Raw genomic sequence first — 15,675 nt, 5'->3', positions numbered from 1 at the left:
ACCGCACGTTAGTGCGCACCGCCGCCGCCGCCTCCGGCGCCAAACGGTGGTCGGGCAAACCATACCAGTCCCAGCAGGATGATAAAGATCCCCGCCGATATCCAGAATATCTCGTTTGCCGAGATAATCAGGCCCTGGTTGGTGATCTGCTGGGCGATCCAGCCGGATGCCTGCTGCTCCGTCATTCCCATTCCCTGAAGCTGACTGTACATCTGCTGCGAGTTAGGGTTAAACGGGTTCACCGCTTCGGTCAATTGCGCATGGTGCATCGACTCGCGGTTGGTCCAAAGGGTCGTGGTGATCGACGTCCCGATGGAGCCTGCCAGCGTACGCGTAAAGTTCGACAGGCTTGATGCCGCCGCCATGCGCTCTGGCGGCAAGCCGGAAAGCGTAATGGTTGTCAGCGGCATAAAGAAGCACGCCACGGCGAAGCCCTGAATGAACTGCGGCCATGCGGATGCGCCAAAGTCCATGCCCGGCTCGAACGTATACGCGCGCCAGTAGAAGCACACCGCGTACATGATAAAGCTGAAGGTCACCAGCCTGCGCATGTCGAGCTTGTGAGCGAAGCGGCCGATAATCGGCGACAGCAGGACTGGAATTAACCCCACTGGCGCAGAAGCCAAACCTGCCCAGGTTGCGGTGTAGCCATATACCTCCTGCAACAGCTGCGGCAGCAGAACGATTGCGCCGAAGTAGAGCATGTAGGCCAGGCTTATACACAGGCAGCCGATGGTGAAGTTTCGCGACTTAAACAGCGAGAGATCGACGATTGGGTTATCGTCCGTCAGCTCCCAGACTATCAGGAAGCTCAGCGATATCACCGCGACAACGGTCAGGATGATAATCTCTGTCGAGTTAAACCAGTCCAGCTCTTTACCCTGATCGAGCATCACCTGCAGGCTACCGATCCCGACCACCAGCAGCGCCAGACCAATGGCGTCAATTCGCCGCTGCTCTGTTCGGGTTTCGCGACCGCGCAGCGTTTGCAGGGTCAGCATCACCACCAGCGCACCAATTGGCACGTTGATGAAGAAGATCCAGCCCCAGTGGTAGTTGTCGCTGATATAGCCGCCGAGGATAGGCCCGCAAATCGGTGCGACAATCACCGTCATTGACCACAGCGCCAGCGCGATAGAGCGCTTAGCGGGCGGATAGTTGTTCAGCAGCAAACTCTGCGACAGCGGAATCAGCGGCCCGGCCACAATCCCCTGAATGACGCGGAAGATGATCAGCATCGTCAGGCTGTTGGACATGCCGCACGCCCAGGAGGCGAGCACGAACAATACCGTTGACCACAGGAACAGCTTTACTTCACCGACGCGCTTCGCCAGCCAGCCGGTGATAGGGATGGAGATGGCGTTTGCCACCCCAAACGAGGTAATGACCCAGGTCCCCTGGCTCAGTGACGAGCCAAGGTTACCGGCGATGGTTGGGATCGCCACGTTTGCGATGGTAGAGTCCAGCACCTGCATGAATGTCGCCAGCGACAGCGCAATGGTCATGATAACCAGTTGCGCCCCCTCCAGCGGTTTTTGCGGCTTTTGCTGTTGCATAACGCTCACCTTCGGATTAACCGGCGTTTGCCTTCACGATGTCATCGATCAGTTTATTGACCGGATCGAGGCTAATTTCACGGGCGTTACTTTCATAAGCCGGGGTGCTGCGCACCTGACTTGCCAGGATCTGACCATCGCGGTTGGCGGTATTAACCGTTACCAGCGTAGAGAGGCCAATACGCAACGGATGGTCCGCCAGCTGTTTTGCATCCAGTTCGATACGTACAGGCAAGCGCTGAACCACTTTGATCCAGTTCCCGGTGGCGTTTTGCGCTGGCAACAGGGAGAAGGCACTGCCGGTCCCCATATCCAGGCCGACCACTTTCCCGGTGTACTTCACGTCATCACCGTAAATATCGCTGATCACCGTCGCGGTCTGGCCGATACGCATATGGGCAAGCTGCGTCTCTTTAAAGTTCGCATCAACCCACAGGTTGTCCGCCGGAACGACCGCCATCAGCGGCGTGGTTGGGCTAATTTGGGCGCCAGGCTGGACGGAACGACGAGAGACGTAGCCGGTCATCGGGCTGACAATTTTAGTACGCTGCAGGGCAAGCCACGCGTTGCGCACGTCGGTGGCAGCCTGTTGCACGGCAGGCTGGTTTTCCAGGCTGGTGCCCAGCACCATCGCCTGGTTGGCGTTGTACTGTTGAATCGCCACGTCCAGCTGCGCCTGTGCGCTGGCAACGGCATCACGCGCGTGCTGCAGCTCTTCACGGCCAATCAGGTTGGCAGTGCCGAGGGGAACGCGACGGTTCAGGTCGCTCTGCGCCTGCGCCAGTGCGGTTTTCTGCACGTCGATGTTGGCCTGCAGCTGCTTGCTGTTGATCATCAGCTGGCGGGTCTGACGGACGCTGGAGGCCAGCGCGGTCTGGGCTTTTTCAAAAGCCTGTTGGGCGTCGGTCGGATCGAGCGTGACCAATACATCCCCTTTTTGCACAAAATCGGTGTTATCAGCCCAGACTTTCGTCACGCTGCCCGATACCTGCGCCATAATTTGTACCTGGTTCCCTGCCACGTATGCATCGTCTGTCTCTTCAGCATGACGCAATACTAAAAACCAATAGATCCCATATGCCACGGCAATAATAATAAAGAGCAATGTCAGTACAATAAGGGCGCTTTTGCGTTTGCCCTTTTTATTGACCGGTTGCTGCGGGGTAGTGCTCTCCGCATTTGCGCTCATTGTTGTTCTCCACGATCTTCTTATTTTCACATCGGCTGAGCCGAGCTGTTGTCAGAAAGGCCAGCAGTGTGACGTGCTGGCCTGTCGGTTTTCTTATGAGTCTGGGATTGTTGAGCGTGTTGTCGCGTTAGCGCAGCGCCTCTAGAACAGCGCCGTCTTCATCCATCTGGTCCAGACGGGTCAGCAGCTTGCGAGTAATGTGCTCAAGCTGGTCGCGCTCGGTGGTGCTGAGGGCAGACCACAGTTGATGCAGGCAATTATGCTGAGGTGGCAGCACCTCACGCAGGAATTGGTGACCTTTGTCGGTCAGCTGCAGATGCAGGCAGCGGCGATCGTTATCGCTTTCACGGCGTTCAATCCAGCCGCGTTTTTCCAGTTCATCGGCAATACGGGTGGCATTAGTACGGGATGAACCCAGCGCGCAGCTCAGCTCTGACGGCTGAATGCTGTGATTTTCCTGAGACTCCAGCGTAATTAACGCCATAAACAACGTCTCGTTAATCCCTTGAGCTTTCAGCATTTTATTACGATTTTCCAGTAGCTTACCCTGCATGTGCATGCACAGGCGGGTCAGCAGGATCTCCTGATACGGGAAGTCCTCATGACGACTGGCGCGGAATTTAAGCATTTGTTCAATGGGCGTAAACGAACTATCCATTTGGGCATAACCTCATTAATTACAGCCGATATAGTAACGATAGTGACAAATAATGTAAATGAATTATTTGTGCGGTTATATCCGCCAAACTTATGTCACCATCAGAAAGCGCCGGGTAAGTCCGTGACCCGGTGAGCACAGAGAGCGTTGGGTGTGAACCCGCGGAAGAGAGGATGTGAGGACGGGGGTCTGAACTATTCATGCCGGTAGAAAATATGTCACCCACATTAAAATTTCTGGGATAAATGATTACGTTTACATTAACAGACTGCAGGGCCCCTTTACACCCTAAGAGGCCCAAAGCAATGTAAAACTTAGTTAATTACGTCCTGGCGATGGTACCCACGCCACCATACTAGCAGATTCAGCGCGGCGACGATTGCCCCTATCCCACACACGCCTGACCAACCGGCATGCTGCCACGCCGAGGCTGAAATTAACGAACCCGCTGCGCCGCCAATAAAATAGCTGGTCATGTATCCGGCCGTGAGGCGGTTACGCGCCTCTGGCTTCACGCGGTAGATGACGGTCTGGTTAGTGATATGCACGCCCTGCACGGTGAGGTCGAGTACCAGAATACCGACGATCAGCGCCAGCACAGAGGTATGGCCATACCAGATGGCTGCCCAGGAGAGCAGGAGCAGAACCAGCCCGGCAGAGGTCGTCAGATGGGATTTGCCTTTATCCGCCAGTCCGCCCGCCGGACGCGCGCCCAGAGCTCCCGCAGCGCCCGCCAGACCAAACAGACCAATCACTGCTTCGGAATAATTGAACGGCGGCGCGGCCAGCAGAAACGCCATTGAGGTCCATAAGATGCTGAAGTTGGCGAAGGTCAAACAGCCCAGCAACGCACGCGTACGCAGCAGTTTATCGTGTGTGAAGAGGCTGAAAACGGAGGCGAGAAGCTGCGGATAATTAAGGTGATTTTCCTGCTTCACCTTTGGCAGCCCGCGCCACAGGGCAAGCGCCATCACGGCCATCAGTACGCTCGCCACCCAATACACGGTACGCCAGCCACCAAGACTCGCCAGCAGCCCGGCGACGGTCCGCGCCAGCAAAATCCCCAGCAGCAGGCCGCTCATGATTGTTCCCACCACCTTGCCGCGCTTTTCCGGTGAGGCGAGAGTGGCGGCGAGCGGAACCAGAATCTGCGCCACGACGGAGAACAGACCCGTTAACGCGGTGCCGATAATCATCATCGTTAACGAGTGGCTGCTGGCGGTGATCAGCATCCCGCCTGCGGCCAGCAAGGTCATGGAGACAATCAGCATTCGACGCTCAAACATATCGCCCAGCGGCACGAGGAAAAGCAGCCCGGCGGCATAGCCAAGCTGCGCGGCGGTGACAATAAAGCCAGCGGAGCTGGCAGAAAGGTTAAACGCGCGGGCGATGGTATCGAGCAGTGGCTGCGCGTAGTAGTTACTGGCGACGGCCAGACCCGTTGCCACGGACATTAAAAGGATGAGTGCCGGGCTAAGCCCTTGAGTTGTTTTAGTCATCAGGTTCAGGAATCGTGAGTTAAGTGATTATTTTTCCGTGAACCATAATAGCGAATGATTGTGAATGTGGTGGGATTGTTACGTGCTGGATTGTGCGGTTTAGGGGGAGTTAACCCTCTCCCGTGGGGAGAGGGCAGGTCTGAAGGGCTCTTATGACTTCTGCGCGTCCATCGCTTCTTTTACCCAACCATCAAACTGCTGCTGGTGGGCTTTGATCCAGCCATCCACGTGGCCTTTGATGTCAGCTTCGGACGATTTCCCCGCGTGCATCATTGCGTTCTGGGCGTTGATGTCCGCCAGAGGCAGTTTCATCACCGAGAACAGCTTCGCTGCCGCCGGGTTTTTCTCAGCCCAGGCTTTGTTAGCAACGATATGCATCGTGTTGACCGGGAAGCCATAGTTCATGCCGTTTGGCAGTTTGGTGTCGATATCTTTCTGCTCGCCCGGCAGGGAAGAGAAGGGTACCTGCAGCCACACCACGTCTTTCCCCGGCTTCAGCTCGTCGCTCACCCAGTACGGTGTCCAGGTGTAATAGATAACCGGTTTACCCTCTTTGAAGCGGGCAATGGTGTCGGCCATCATCGCCGAGTAGTTACCGTGGCTGACGTCGACCGTTTTCGCCAGGTCAAAGGCTTTGTTCTGGTGATTAATCACCGCCTCACAGCCCCAGCCCGGCGAGCAGCCCATCATGTCAGCTTTGCCGTCACCGTTGGTGTCGAACAGTTTGGCAATCTTCGGATCTTTCAGCTGCTCGATATTGGTGATGTGGTACTGGTCGGCTGTTTTCTTGTCGATCAGATACCCCTGCGCTGCGCCGGTCACGAAGGTGCCTTCGCGGTAGAATTTCTTATCCCCGCCGGCGGCGGCATACATGTCGTCGTGCAGCGGCTGCCAGTTGACGGCGGTAAAGGTGGCATCACCGGAGGCAATCGAGGTGTAGCCCACGTTGTAATCCACTTCACTTGGGGTGTTGACCGTATAGCCCAGTTTTTCCAGCGCGCGGCTGACTAACAGCGTCTGGAAGGTCTCTTCTGAAATGGTGCTTTGCACCGGTTGCACGGTAATGCCTTTGCCCGGCAGGTCTGCTGCAAACGTGCTGGTGGAGACAAGGGTGGCAAACGCTGTGGCAAAAAGTACGCGATGTCGCATCGTTGTTCCTTATTTTCTGAATGGGCGGGTGATTAACCCGACAGGGCCGGTGCTATACCAGCGACGGTTGCCGCGACTGCGTGAATCACGACCGACAGCCTGCGTCAGGCGGTCAAGGATAATGGCGAGGATCACAATGCCGACGCCGCCCACGGTGGCCAGTCCCATATCAAGACGACCAATGCCGCGCAGCACCATCTGACCCAGCCCGCCGACGGCGATCATTGAGGCAATTACTACCATGGAGAGGGCCAGCATCAGCGTCTGGTTGACACCCGCCATGATGGTTGGCATCGCCAGCGGAAGCTGAACTTTAAACAGCATCTGGCGCGGGCTGGCACCAAATGAACGCGACGCCTCGATAAGATCGGCCGGTACCTGGTTAATCCCGAGTATCGTCAGACGAATGACCGGCGGCAGGGCGAAGATAATGGTCACCACGACGCCCGGCACGTTGCCGATACCAAACAGCATCACGATCGGCACCAGGTAGACAAACGCGGGGGTGGTCTGCATCGCATCCAGTAGCGGACGAATAATCTTCGCCGCCCGCGGACTGCGCGCCAGCCAGATCCCCATCGGCAGGCCGATAGCGACGCAGAAGAGCAGGGCGGTGAGCACCAGCGCTAAGGTGATCATTGCCTGCGACCAGGCGCCAATCGCGCCGATGGCTATCAGTGAGATCAGCGTGGCGACACCCATGCCAGCGCTGCCAAACTGCCAGGCAATCAGGGAGAAGAGCACAATAGCGACCGGCGCGGGCATGCCGAGCATCAGCTGCTGGAAACCGTTCAGGATGTAATCCACCGGTACGCGGATCCCCTGGAAGACCGGACGGAAGTGAGTCACTACCCAGTCGATCCCCTCCGTGACCCAGCTATCCAGCGGGATCAGCGTCTTATGAAACGGATCCATAATATTGAAGTGCTCTGGCGCAGGAGCCGGTGCACTGTTGAGCCAGTCCGCCGCGCCGCCATCGGTTGGCGCAGGCGTGGAAGACCCCCACGCATCGGCAGATTGAGCAGCGCTGTCCGCCGCCTCGGTGGTTCCCCACGGGTTAGATTGATCAGCCATTGTTTGTCCCCTCGCGATCTAAAGCCTGCAGCAACATGCGTTTTGAGATGATGCCGACGTACTGTTGTTCCTCACTGACTACCGGTACGGCACACGGGGCCTGACCAACGTGAGAGAGCAGCTCGCTGAGCGGCGTTTCGGCGTCCACGGCAAGCGGGGAGTCGATAACCGCCGCATCAATGCCCTGATTTTCGCTGAGTGCGGTTTTCAGGGAGTCGATGGAAACAATGCCTACAAATTTATTACCGCGTTCGATCAGATAACCGTATTCCCGATCTTCATCCTGCAACAGTTTCAGTGCAGAGCGCGGACCAAAGCCCGGTGTTTTGCGGATAAGACCGTTCGGTGAACGACGGGCGATATCTTTCGCACTAAAGACCTGGCTAATATCCACGCCGCGGAAGAAGGTGCGCACATAATCATTGGCCGGATTATTCAGAATTTCATCCGGCGTGCCGACCTGCACCACTTCACCATTTTGCATAATGGCAATACGGTCACCAATACGCATGGCTTCATCAAGATCGTGGGAAATAAAAACAATGGTACGTTGATGTTTAGCCTGTAATTTTACCAGCTCATCCTGCATCTCGGTGCGAATTAATGGATCGAGTGCCGAGAAGGCTTCATCCATTAATAAAATGTCTGGGTTAATGGCTAATGCGCGGGCTAATCCGACACGCTGGCGCATCCCGCCAGAAAGCTCATCCGGGTAGGCATGCGCATAATTCTCGAGGCCCACCTGACGTAATGCATCCAGCGCTTTTTCCTGACGTTCATTAGCGGTAACGCCCGCTAATTCCATGCCAAAGGCGGCATTATCCAGCACCGTCATATGCGGCATCAGCGCAAATGACTGGAACACCATTGCAATCTTCTTTCTGCGCACCTCGCGAAGTTCAGCCTCTGATATTCTGGCGATATCAACGCCATCTATCAGCACCTGTCCACGGGTGGGTTCAATCAGGCGATTGAGAAGGCGAACCATAGTGGATTTACCCGAACCGGATAACCCCATGATGACAAAAATCTCGCCTTCTTCAATGGCCAGACTGGCGTCTTTAACGCCAAGCGACAGCCCGGTTTTTTCCAGAATTTGCTCTTTTGAAAGGCCTTTCTCAATATATTTGAATGCGCGCTGAGGATGCTCGCCAAATACTTTATAAAGATTTTTCACTTCTAATTTAATTGCCATGCAATAGAGAGTGTCCTGTTATTTGTTTATGTCGATATCATTACCATGGTAAATAGTTAACTGGCATTACCCTAACATACTGAGAATCTGAGACAACCCTGGGTTTGCTTATGGCAGGAATTTTACCGTAAGCGAAACGGCTGAATTTCCCATGAGTAAAGGGCTGAGCGTGGTTAGAATTTTTCTGAATTTTTTGCTTTTGCGCAGCGACATTTCGCCTGAATCGGAGTGATTCAGGCGAATATGAACGGGGAATTACAGTGTAGTTGCCCGTGAAATATTAGGGAGGAAATTGTTAGAATTATATTAAATTAATGAACGTTAACCCGCGCATTAAAAATCCCAGTCCTCATCTTCGGTCTCCACCGCTTTGCCCATCACATACGACGAACCAGACCCGGAGAAGAAATCGTGGTTTTCATCGGCGTTGGGTGACAGTGCCGCCAGGATCGCCGGGTTCACGTCGGCCATTTCCGGCGGGAAAAGCGCTTCGTAGCCGAGATTCATCAGCGCTTTATTGGCGTTGTAGCAAAGAAACGCTTTTACCTCCTCCTCCCAACCGGTACCGGCGTACAATTCTTCGGTATAACTCAGTTCGTTCTCGTACAAATCCATCAGCAAATCGAGGGCAAAACCTTTTAACGCTTCGCGCTTTTCTTCGCTGACGTTCTCCAGCCCTTTCTGATATTTATAGCCGATGTAGTACCCGTGTACGGCTTCATCACGAATGATGAGGCGAATCAAATCGGCGGTATTGGTCAGCTTGCCGCGGCTCGACCAGTACATCGGTAACCAGAAGCCCGAATAGAACAGGAAGGATTCGAGAAACACGCTGGCAATTTTCTTCTTCAGCGGTTCGTCGGCCTGATAATACTCCAGCACCAGGCTGGCCTTTCGCTGCAATGACTCGCTTTCTTCGCTCCAGGTGTATGCCGCGTCCACATCTTTGGTCTGGCACAGCGTGGAAAAAATCGAGCTGTAGGAGCGGGCATGGACCGCCTCCATAAAGCTGATGTTCGACATCACCGCCTCTTCGTGAGGCGTCAGCGCGTCGGCCATCAGCGCAGGGGCACCGACGGTATTTTGAATGGTGTCCAGCAGCGTCAGACCGGTGAACACACGGATCGTCAGCTGCTGTTCGGCGTGGCTGAGGGTTTGCCAGGCCGGAATATCGTTTGAAAGCGGGACTTTTTCCGGCAGCCAGAAGTTGCTGGTCAGGCGGTTCCACACCTCCAGGTCTTTATCATCCTGAATTTTATTCCAGTTAACGGCACTCACGCGTGACAGTTTCATCCTTTCTCCTTACAGCGCGCAGGACACGCAGCCTTCAATTTCGGTGCCTTCCAGCGCACGCTGGCGCAGGCGAATGTAGTAGAGGGTTTTGATCCCTCTCTTCCAGGCGTAAATCTGCGCCCGGTTGATGTCGCGCGTGGTGGCGGTGTCCGGGAAGAAGAGCGTCAGCGACAGCCCCTGATCCACGTGTTTTGTCGCCTCGGCGTAGGTATCAATAATTTTCTCAGGGCCAATCTCATACGCGTCCTGATACAGGGCCAGATTGTCGTTGGTCATAAACGGGGCAGGGTAGTAAACGCGCCCGGTCTTGCCTTCCTTGCGGATCTCAATCTTCGACACAATCGGGTGGATACTCGACGTGGCGTGGTTAATGTAAGAGATTGATCCGGTTGGCGGTACGGCCTGCAGGTTCTGGTTATAGATGCCGTAACGCATCACATCGTCCCGCAGCTGCTGCCACATCTCGCGGGTGGGCAGGAGAACCCCGGCATCGGCAAACAGCTGGCGCACTTTGTCGGTTTTCGGCTGCCAGTCTCCTTCCAGATATGGCCTGAAGTACTCACCGCTGGCGTAACGCGACTGTTCAAAGCCCGCAAAGCGCTGGTTACGCTCGCGCGCCAGCATCATAGAGGTATGCAGCGCATGCCAGGTAATGGTGTAAAAATAGAGGTTGGTGAAATCCAGTCCTTCCAGGCTACCGTAGGCGATACCTTCCCGCGCCAGATAGCCGTGCAGGTTCATCTGCCCAAGGCCGATGGCGTGTGAGGCGGCATTACCGGCTTCAATGGACGGCACGCTGCGGATGTGGCTCATGTCTGACACCGCGGTCAGCCCGCGAATAGCGGTCTCCACCGTGCGACCAAAATCGGGGGAATCCATGGTGTGGGCAATATTCAGCGACCCGAGGTTACAGGAGATATCTTTGCCGATGTCGGCGTAGTCCAGGTTTTCGTCATACGTTGATGCGCTGTTCACCTGCAATATCTCCGAGCAGAGGTTGCTCATATTGATTCGCCCGGCAATCGGGTTCGCACGGTTGACCGTATCTTCATACATGATGTACGGATAGCCGGACTCAAACTGAATTTCGGCCAGCGTCTGGAAGAAATCGCGGGCGTTAATGTATTTCTTACGAATGCGATCGTCGGCCACCAGATCGTGATACAGGGCGCTTATCGCCACATCACCAAACGCTTTCCCGTAAATACGCTCAATGTCGTATGGGGAGAAGAGCGCCATCTCGGCATTTTCTTTGGCGAGTGCAAAGGTGATATCCGGAATCACCACCCCAAGCGACAGGGTCTTAATGCGGATTTTTTCATCGGCGTTTTCACGTTTGGTATCCAGGAAGCGCAGGATATCCGGATGGTGCGCATGCAGATAGACCGCCCCCGCGCCCTGACGCGCCCCCAGCTGGTTGGCATACGAGAAAGCATCTTCCAGCATTTTCATGACCGGAATCACGCCGGAGGACTGGTTTTCGATGCGCTTAATTGGCGCACCGGCTTCACGCAGGTTCGACAGCAGAAACGCCACACCGCCGCCGCGTTTGGAGAGCTGCAGCGCCGAATTCACCGCGCGACCAATCGACTCCATATTGTCTTCGATGCGCAGCAGGAAGCAGGAGACCAGCTCGCCGCGCTGGGCTTTTCCGCAATTGAGAAAGGTCGGTGTGGCGGGCTGGAAACGGCCGGAGAGCATCTCATCCATCAGGCGTTCTGCCAGCGTTTCATCGCCCTGCGCGAGCGTCAGGGCAACCATCACCACGCGGTCCTCGAAGCTTTCAAGATAGCGTTTGCCGTCGAACGTTTTCAGGGTATAGCTGGTGTAAAACTTCCATGCGCCAAGAAACGTCTGGAAACGAAAACCGCGGCTATGGGCCTGCCCGAACAGCGTCTCCACAAAGGCACGATCGTACCGGGCCAGCACGCGCTCTTCGTAATAGCCTTCCTTGACCAGATAATCGAGACGTTCATTCTGGCTTGCAAAGGTCATGCTGTTGGGGCGGACGTGGGTGGCGATAAATGCCTCCACCGCCTCATGATCTTTGCCAAACTGAATGTGCCCCTCACGGTCATAGAGGTTCAGCATTGCGTTTAATGCGTGGTAATCCGGTGTCGCCTGAATTACACGTTCTGCGGTTGTCGTTGCCAAAATTCGTTCACTCCTTTACGCACGTTCTCTACGTCCTGCTGTGTCCCCATCAGTTCAAAACGATAGAGATACGGCACGCCGCATTTTTGAGAAATGACATCCCCGGCACGGCCAAAGGCATCGCCGAAATTGCGATTGCCCGCCGCGATAACGCCGCGAATAAGCTGTCGGTTGTGGGGATCGTTGAGAAAGCGGATCACCTGGCGAGGCACGGCCCCCGCGGTGCCACCTCCACCATAGCTCGGGACCACCAGAATGTAGGGTTCGTCTACCCGGATCCGTTCCCGCTCATTAAGCGGGATACGTATCGCAGGCAGCCCGACGCGCTCAATAAAGCGGAGCGTGTTTTCCGAGCTGCTGGAGAAGTAGACCAGCCCACTCATGCCCTGGCGGCCTGGGCGGCGAGGCGGTTAATCATGTCGGGGCGAAAGCCGGACCAGCTGGTCTCCCCGGCGACGACGACCGGCAGCTGGCGAAAACCTTGCGCCCGCAGGGTATCGGCAGCTTCGGGCTGCAGGTCAATGTTCACCATCTCAAAGGCCACTCCACGGCTTTCCATTGCACGTTTTGTCGCGTGGCACTGAACACAATCGTTACGAGTGTAAATAATAATGCTCATGATTCGTATTTCCATTTAAAATGAGAGAGCGGCGCGAATAAACGCGTCAGGTTGTGTGTATCTTGCTAAAGGGAATACTAGATGTAGTTGTCGTAAGATTCAACCATACAAGATATGGGAATTTCAGATTAATATGGCCCCGATGATGAGCACAGCGGGGCAGGGTGGGCTGTACGGCTTTTTCAGGCGCGCAGGCAAAGAAAAGCCCCGGGGGCTGACGCGACCGGGGCGGATACGGACAGGCTGAGACGACTATTTGCGCAGGCTAAGCAGCGCCCCCACGAAGATACCCACCGCGGCTACCGTACCAAGCGTACAGAGGGGTTTTTCGCGAACGAAGGTATTGGCGCAACTGATGGCATCGCAGGCAGCCTGCGTGGTGCGCGAACGCCCATTCATGCGGGCGCGGGTTTCACGTAGCAAAGACTGAGCCTTACGTTTTGCGGCATCCGCTTCGTCCTTCGCACCGGAACCCCAGGATTTCAGCACTTCTTCCAGCGAGTCCGCTAATTGGCTGACATCGTTACGAATATCCTGCGTGTCGTCGTTAATATCGTTTCGGTTCGGTCTGTTAAACATACGATCCTCCGTAATTTTGCGTTCCCGTTTAGTTTAGTCCAGAAATTTAATATCTGAAGCGCGTCACGCGTTATCTGGCAGTTTATGGAATATTCTGAAAGCCCTGCTAATGCTGAATACTGTAAGGTTGCCGGGCAGGAAAAGATAACGAGGAAAAGATATGTATTTACGACCTGATGAGGTGGCGCGCGTTCTTGAAAAAGAGGGATTCACCATGGATGAGGTGACATCAAAAGCGTATGGATATCGCCGTGGCGAGAATTATGTTTACGTTAATCGTGAAGCAAGAATGGGACGTACCGCTCTCATTATTCACCCGACGCTGAAAGACAGAAGTTTGTCATTTGCTGAGCCTGCCTCGGATATTAAAACCTGCGATCATTATCAGCAATTCCCACTGTATTTAGGTGGTGAAACGCATGAACATTATGGTATTCCGCATGGCTTCAGTTCGCGTATGGCGCTGGAGCGGTTTTTGAAGGGACTGTTTGGCGACGTACAGTAAATCTGCGACTGGCATTCGCCAGTCGCCTCACATCATGCTTTGGCCTGACTGTACTGGCTGACCTTAAACAGGCGGCGACAGTAGTCGAGAAAATAGCCATACACCGCACCCATCAGCATTGAAATCACGATATTTGAACTGACCGCTGCGACGATTTGATGCCAGTCTGCGCCCACTGTCAGCAGAATAGCCACGTAAACCGGCGACTGGAACGTCACGTATGCCAGAACGTCGGCGAGGTTTTTCACCCACCCTGACGGGCTAATACGACGCGCAAAGCGCATGACCGCATCGCGGTATAATCCGTAAGGCCACGCAATAATAATGTTGACCGGAATTGCCACCAGACGAGAAGAAAGTGACTGCTCAAAGGACATTCCGGAGAGGAAAATTTCGATCAGCATGTTCACGACGGAACAGTAAACAACCATCGCGAAGGTATCCGCTACCGCATGGCGCAGGCGAGATTGCGGTGAGAACATGTCTGAACTCCTTGAGAAGAACACAATAGAAACGATTTTCCCTCAGCGGTTAGTGCTTTAGGTTGGTTTGTCAGTCGTGTATAGCGTATATCTCTGCCTTTGAACTAACAACTAGTTATTAATTTTTATTTAGTCGCGTTTTGTCCACAAAATCCTCTAAAATTGCGTGTTTTTTGTTCGGTTCGTTATAATCTGTCCCTTCCGTCAGTTTTTGTATGTAAATCAATCTGTTGATCTTAAGTGTGCCGAAGCGAACGTTCTGCCCGAACGACGACAGTGCGGCATGCTTTGATTTGGATTAAATCTAACCGTTTATACTGAGATAAAGATTGAATCCGGCGGTATCGACAGTTATCCGCCGATATTATTAAACGCGATATTTTAAACCATTTACATTTTTAGCAAGACGTGCCCGCGGGTAGATATTCCAGGCGAAATGAATTATTCTCTTGTCGATTTTTCGATTTACCCTAAAGAAAAGGTTTTCAAATATATGTCTTTGACGTTACAGAATCTTAATAATATCCGAACTCTGCGTGCGATGGCGCGTGAATTATCCCTGGACGTTCTTGAAGAAATGCTGGAAAAAGTCAGGGTCGTTGCTGAAGAGAAACGGAGTGAGCTGGCGGAATTAGAGCAACAACGCGCTGAGCAGCAGGAAAAAATTAATGCCCTGCTGGAACTGATGAAAGCTGATGGTATTTCACCGTCCGATCTCCTCGGTTCAGATTTGGCGCAGGCCGGTAAGCCAGCGAAAAAACGTAAACCGCGTGAAGCGAAATATCGCTTTATTGATCTCAACGGTGAAGAGAAAACATGGACCGGTCAGGGGCGTACGCCAAAGCCTATTGCCAATGCACTGGCAAACGGTAAATCACTGGATGATTTTCTGATTTAATCCATGAGCCGGGCGGAGGACTCCGCCCGGTTGCCTGTTTAGCAGACGCCGAAATCACCCTCTTCGGTATACAGGGCCAGGTCTGCGGCCTTCAGGGTAAATTTCTCGCCTTGCTCATTGCTGGCCTGAACCGCCACAACGCTATCGCCGTTCACTTCGAGTACTTTCAGTTTTGGGCCGCCTTTACGCGGTTGCACATAATCACCGACAGAAAACATACTACCTCCTCATCGTTTCAATGATCTTCACCTTAGCCCACGTCTGATACCGGGTACAGCGTATTTCACCGATTACTGCTTACGAGGTACGCCGGTTCCAGGGCATCACTTTCAGCAGTCTCGCCATTCCGCAAAACCCGGTCAGCCCGGCAAACAGCAGCCCGGCACCCACAAAGCCACTCAGCAGGAAAAAGCCGCTGGAGAGCGTAAAGCCCAGCACGACCCCGCACAGGGTGAGCAGCCCGGCGGCAATTTGTACCTGGCGCATCAACGGCAGCGGCTGTGACGTGTCTTCCTGCGTGATCAACCCGGCCTGCTTCCACCCCTGAATTCCGCCTTCAACGATAAATGCCTGAGCAGGCGTGGCAGCCTGAGCAAGGCGGGCTGCGTTCGAGGATGTCCGGGCGCCAGACTGGCAGTGAAAAATCACCGTTTCTCCCGCGTGCGTCTCAAGCCCGCCGGGTAAGGTGTCCAGCGGCACGGACCGGGCGGCGGGAATATGCTCGCGGGCATATTCGTCGGGATCGCGAATATCGATCAGTTTTGCACCTTCAGCAACGAGCGCATTGGCCTGCTGGGGTGAAATGAGCGGTAGTGACATGGTGGC

17 protein-coding genes are annotated in these 15,675 nt (G+C 54.5%); 2 read left to right on the top strand and 15 right to left on the bottom strand.

The window, feature by feature from the left end:
• Positions 1-8: 8 nt before the first annotated feature.
• From emrB to ACMGG3_RS13205, 12 genes are all read right to left on the bottom strand, one after another.
• Complete coding sequence (gene emrB, locus ACMGG3_RS13260; RefSeq protein ID WP_020883860.1) at positions 9-1,556, bottom strand: multidrug efflux MFS transporter permease subunit EmrB; 1,548 nt, start codon at positions 1,554-1,556, stop codon at positions 9-11.
• A 16-nt stretch (positions 1,557-1,572) separates the two neighbouring features.
• Positions 1,573-2,745: a multidrug efflux MFS transporter periplasmic adaptor subunit EmrA gene (gene emrA / locus ACMGG3_RS13255; protein ID WP_414149235.1), complete on the bottom strand. Its 1,173-nt coding sequence runs from the start codon at positions 2,743-2,745 to the stop codon at positions 1,573-1,575.
• 127 nt (positions 2,746-2,872) lie between these two features.
• Entirely contained in the window at positions 2,873-3,403 is a 531-nt protein-coding gene (gene emrR / locus ACMGG3_RS13250) for a multidrug efflux transporter EmrAB transcriptional repressor EmrR (RefSeq protein WP_014171323.1), read from the bottom strand.
• Positions 3,404-3,717: 314 nt separating this feature from the next.
• Positions 3,718-4,902 carry an MFS transporter gene (locus ACMGG3_RS13245; protein ID WP_014171322.1) on the bottom strand — a complete coding sequence of 395 codons (1,185 nt, stop codon included), beginning with the start codon at positions 4,900-4,902 and terminating at the stop codon, positions 3,718-3,720.
• Positions 4,903-5,052: 150 nt separating this feature from the next.
• On the bottom strand, positions 5,053-6,051 hold the full coding sequence (proX, locus tag ACMGG3_RS13240) for a glycine betaine/L-proline ABC transporter substrate-binding protein ProX (protein WP_414149234.1): 999 nt from the start codon (positions 6,049-6,051) through the stop codon (positions 5,053-5,055).
• Between the two features lie 9 nt (positions 6,052-6,060).
• Positions 6,061-7,125: a glycine betaine/L-proline ABC transporter permease ProW gene (proW, locus tag ACMGG3_RS13235; protein ID WP_014171320.1), complete on the bottom strand. Its 1,065-nt coding sequence runs from the start codon at positions 7,123-7,125 to the stop codon at positions 6,061-6,063.
• The gene (gene proV / locus ACMGG3_RS13230; RefSeq protein WP_020883862.1) at positions 7,118-8,320 is read right to left on the bottom strand and encodes a glycine betaine/L-proline ABC transporter ATP-binding protein ProV; all 1,203 of its coding nucleotides are present in this window, start codon (positions 8,318-8,320) and stop codon (positions 7,118-7,120) included. Before proV ends, proW begins: the two co-directional genes overlap by 8 nt.
• A 333-nt stretch (positions 8,321-8,653) precedes the next feature.
• Entirely contained in the window at positions 8,654-9,613 is a 960-nt protein-coding gene (gene nrdF, locus ACMGG3_RS13225; RefSeq protein WP_020883863.1) for a class 1b ribonucleoside-diphosphate reductase subunit beta, read from the bottom strand.
• A gap of 9 nt (positions 9,614-9,622) precedes the next feature.
• Positions 9,623-11,767, bottom strand: coding sequence for a class 1b ribonucleoside-diphosphate reductase subunit alpha (nrdE, locus tag ACMGG3_RS13220; protein WP_414149233.1), 2,145 nt, complete (start codon positions 11,765-11,767; stop codon positions 9,623-9,625).
• Complete coding sequence (gene nrdI / locus ACMGG3_RS13215) at positions 11,740-12,150, bottom strand: class Ib ribonucleoside-diphosphate reductase assembly flavoprotein NrdI (RefSeq protein WP_040018935.1); 411 nt, start codon at positions 12,148-12,150, stop codon at positions 11,740-11,742. The genes nrdE and nrdI overlap by 28 nt, the downstream gene beginning before the upstream one ends.
• The gene (nrdH, locus tag ACMGG3_RS13210) at positions 12,147-12,386 is read right to left on the bottom strand and encodes a glutaredoxin-like protein NrdH (protein WP_020883865.1); all 240 of its coding nucleotides are present in this window, start codon (positions 12,384-12,386) and stop codon (positions 12,147-12,149) included. Before nrdH ends, nrdI begins: the two co-directional genes overlap by 4 nt.
• Before the next feature lie 252 nt (positions 12,387-12,638).
• Positions 12,639-12,965 carry a DUF883 domain-containing protein gene (locus ACMGG3_RS13205; protein ID WP_014171314.1) on the bottom strand — a complete coding sequence of 109 codons (327 nt, stop codon included), beginning with the start codon at positions 12,963-12,965 and terminating at the stop codon, positions 12,639-12,641.
• A gap of 160 nt (positions 12,966-13,125) precedes the next feature.
• Here ACMGG3_RS13205 and ACMGG3_RS13200 point away from each other — a divergent pair, with 160 nt between their 5' ends.
• Positions 13,126-13,470, top strand: coding sequence for a DUF2002 family protein (locus tag ACMGG3_RS13200; protein ID WP_006811693.1), 345 nt, complete (start codon positions 13,126-13,128; stop codon positions 13,468-13,470).
• 32 nt (positions 13,471-13,502) lie between these two features.
• Here ACMGG3_RS13200 and alaE read toward each other — a convergent pair whose 3' ends face one another.
• Positions 13,503-13,952, bottom strand: coding sequence for an L-alanine exporter AlaE (alaE, locus tag ACMGG3_RS13195; RefSeq protein ID WP_020883866.1), 450 nt, complete (start codon positions 13,950-13,952; stop codon positions 13,503-13,505).
• A 493-nt stretch (positions 13,953-14,445) separates the two neighbouring features.
• On the opposite strand from alaE, the gene stpA reads away from it, so the two are divergent.
• On the top strand, positions 14,446-14,850 hold the full coding sequence (gene stpA, locus ACMGG3_RS13190; protein WP_044858472.1) for a DNA-binding protein StpA: 405 nt from the start codon (positions 14,446-14,448) through the stop codon (positions 14,848-14,850).
• Positions 14,851-14,888: 38 nt separating this feature from the next.
• Here the strand turns inward: stpA and ACMGG3_RS13185 are convergent, their stop codons facing one another.
• Positions 14,889-15,068 (bottom strand): hypothetical protein, encoded by a 180-nt coding sequence (locus tag ACMGG3_RS13185; protein ID WP_014171310.1) that lies wholly within the window; start codon positions 15,066-15,068, stop codon positions 14,889-14,891.
• Between the two features lie 79 nt (positions 15,069-15,147).
• Positions 15,148-15,669 (bottom strand): rhodanese family protein, encoded by a 522-nt coding sequence (locus ACMGG3_RS13180; RefSeq protein WP_150342913.1) that lies wholly within the window; start codon positions 15,667-15,669, stop codon positions 15,148-15,150.
• Positions 15,670-15,675 lie beyond the last annotated feature (6 nt).

Origin of the sequence: Enterobacter sp. BNK-18, assembly GCF_047456135.1 — a bacterium.
In the GTDB taxonomy this organism is placed as follows: domain Bacteria; phylum Pseudomonadota; class Gammaproteobacteria; order Enterobacterales; family Enterobacteriaceae; genus Enterobacter; species Enterobacter ludwigii.
The sequence above is the reverse complement of the archived record's forward strand: the minus strand, read 5'-3'. Positions and strand labels throughout refer to the sequence as shown.

What these genes read in the sequence shown, in the direction of transcription:
- nrdH (WP_020883865.1), bottom strand. Translation starts at nt 12,386, where the DNA reads ATGAGCATTATTATTTACACTCGTAACGATTGTGTTCAGTGCCACGCG.
- proW (WP_014171320.1), bottom strand. Translation starts at nt 7,125, where the DNA reads ATGGCTGATCAATCTAACCCGTGGGGAACCACCGAGGCGGCGGACAGC.
- proX (WP_414149234.1), bottom strand. Translation starts at nt 6,051, where the DNA reads ATGCGACATCGCGTACTTTTTGCCACAGCGTTTGCCACCCTTGTCTCC.
- ACMGG3_RS13200 (WP_006811693.1), top strand. Translation starts at nt 13,126, where the DNA reads ATGTATTTACGACCTGATGAGGTGGCGCGCGTTCTTGAAAAAGAGGGA.
- ACMGG3_RS13205 (WP_014171314.1), bottom strand. Translation starts at nt 12,965, where the DNA reads ATGTTTAACAGACCGAACCGAAACGATATTAACGACGACACGCAGGAT.
- ACMGG3_RS13180 (WP_150342913.1), bottom strand. Translation starts at nt 15,669, where the DNA reads ATGTCACTACCGCTCATTTCACCCCAGCAGGCCAATGCGCTCGTTGCT.
- emrR (WP_014171323.1), bottom strand. Translation starts at nt 3,403, where the DNA reads ATGGATAGTTCGTTTACGCCCATTGAACAAATGCTTAAATTCCGCGCC.
- emrB (WP_020883860.1), bottom strand. Translation starts at nt 1,556, where the DNA reads ATGCAACAGCAAAAGCCGCAAAAACCGCTGGAGGGGGCGCAACTGGTT.
- ACMGG3_RS13185 (WP_014171310.1), bottom strand. Translation starts at nt 15,068, where the DNA reads ATGTTTTCTGTCGGTGATTATGTGCAACCGCGTAAAGGCGGCCCAAAA.
- proV (WP_020883862.1), bottom strand. Translation starts at nt 8,320, where the DNA reads ATGGCAATTAAATTAGAAGTGAAAAATCTTTATAAAGTATTTGGCGAG.
- nrdF (WP_020883863.1), bottom strand. Translation starts at nt 9,613, where the DNA reads ATGAAACTGTCACGCGTGAGTGCCGTTAACTGGAATAAAATTCAGGAT.
- emrA (WP_414149235.1), bottom strand. Translation starts at nt 2,745, where the DNA reads ATGAGCGCAAATGCGGAGAGCACTACCCCGCAGCAACCGGTCAATAAA.
- alaE (WP_020883866.1), bottom strand. Translation starts at nt 13,952, where the DNA reads ATGTTCTCACCGCAATCTCGCCTGCGCCATGCGGTAGCGGATACCTTC.
- ACMGG3_RS13245 (WP_014171322.1), bottom strand. Translation starts at nt 4,902, where the DNA reads ATGACTAAAACAACTCAAGGGCTTAGCCCGGCACTCATCCTTTTAATG.
- nrdI (WP_040018935.1), bottom strand. Translation starts at nt 12,150, where the DNA reads ATGAGTGGGCTGGTCTACTTCTCCAGCAGCTCGGAAAACACGCTCCGC.
- stpA (WP_044858472.1), top strand. Translation starts at nt 14,446, where the DNA reads ATGTCTTTGACGTTACAGAATCTTAATAATATCCGAACTCTGCGTGCG.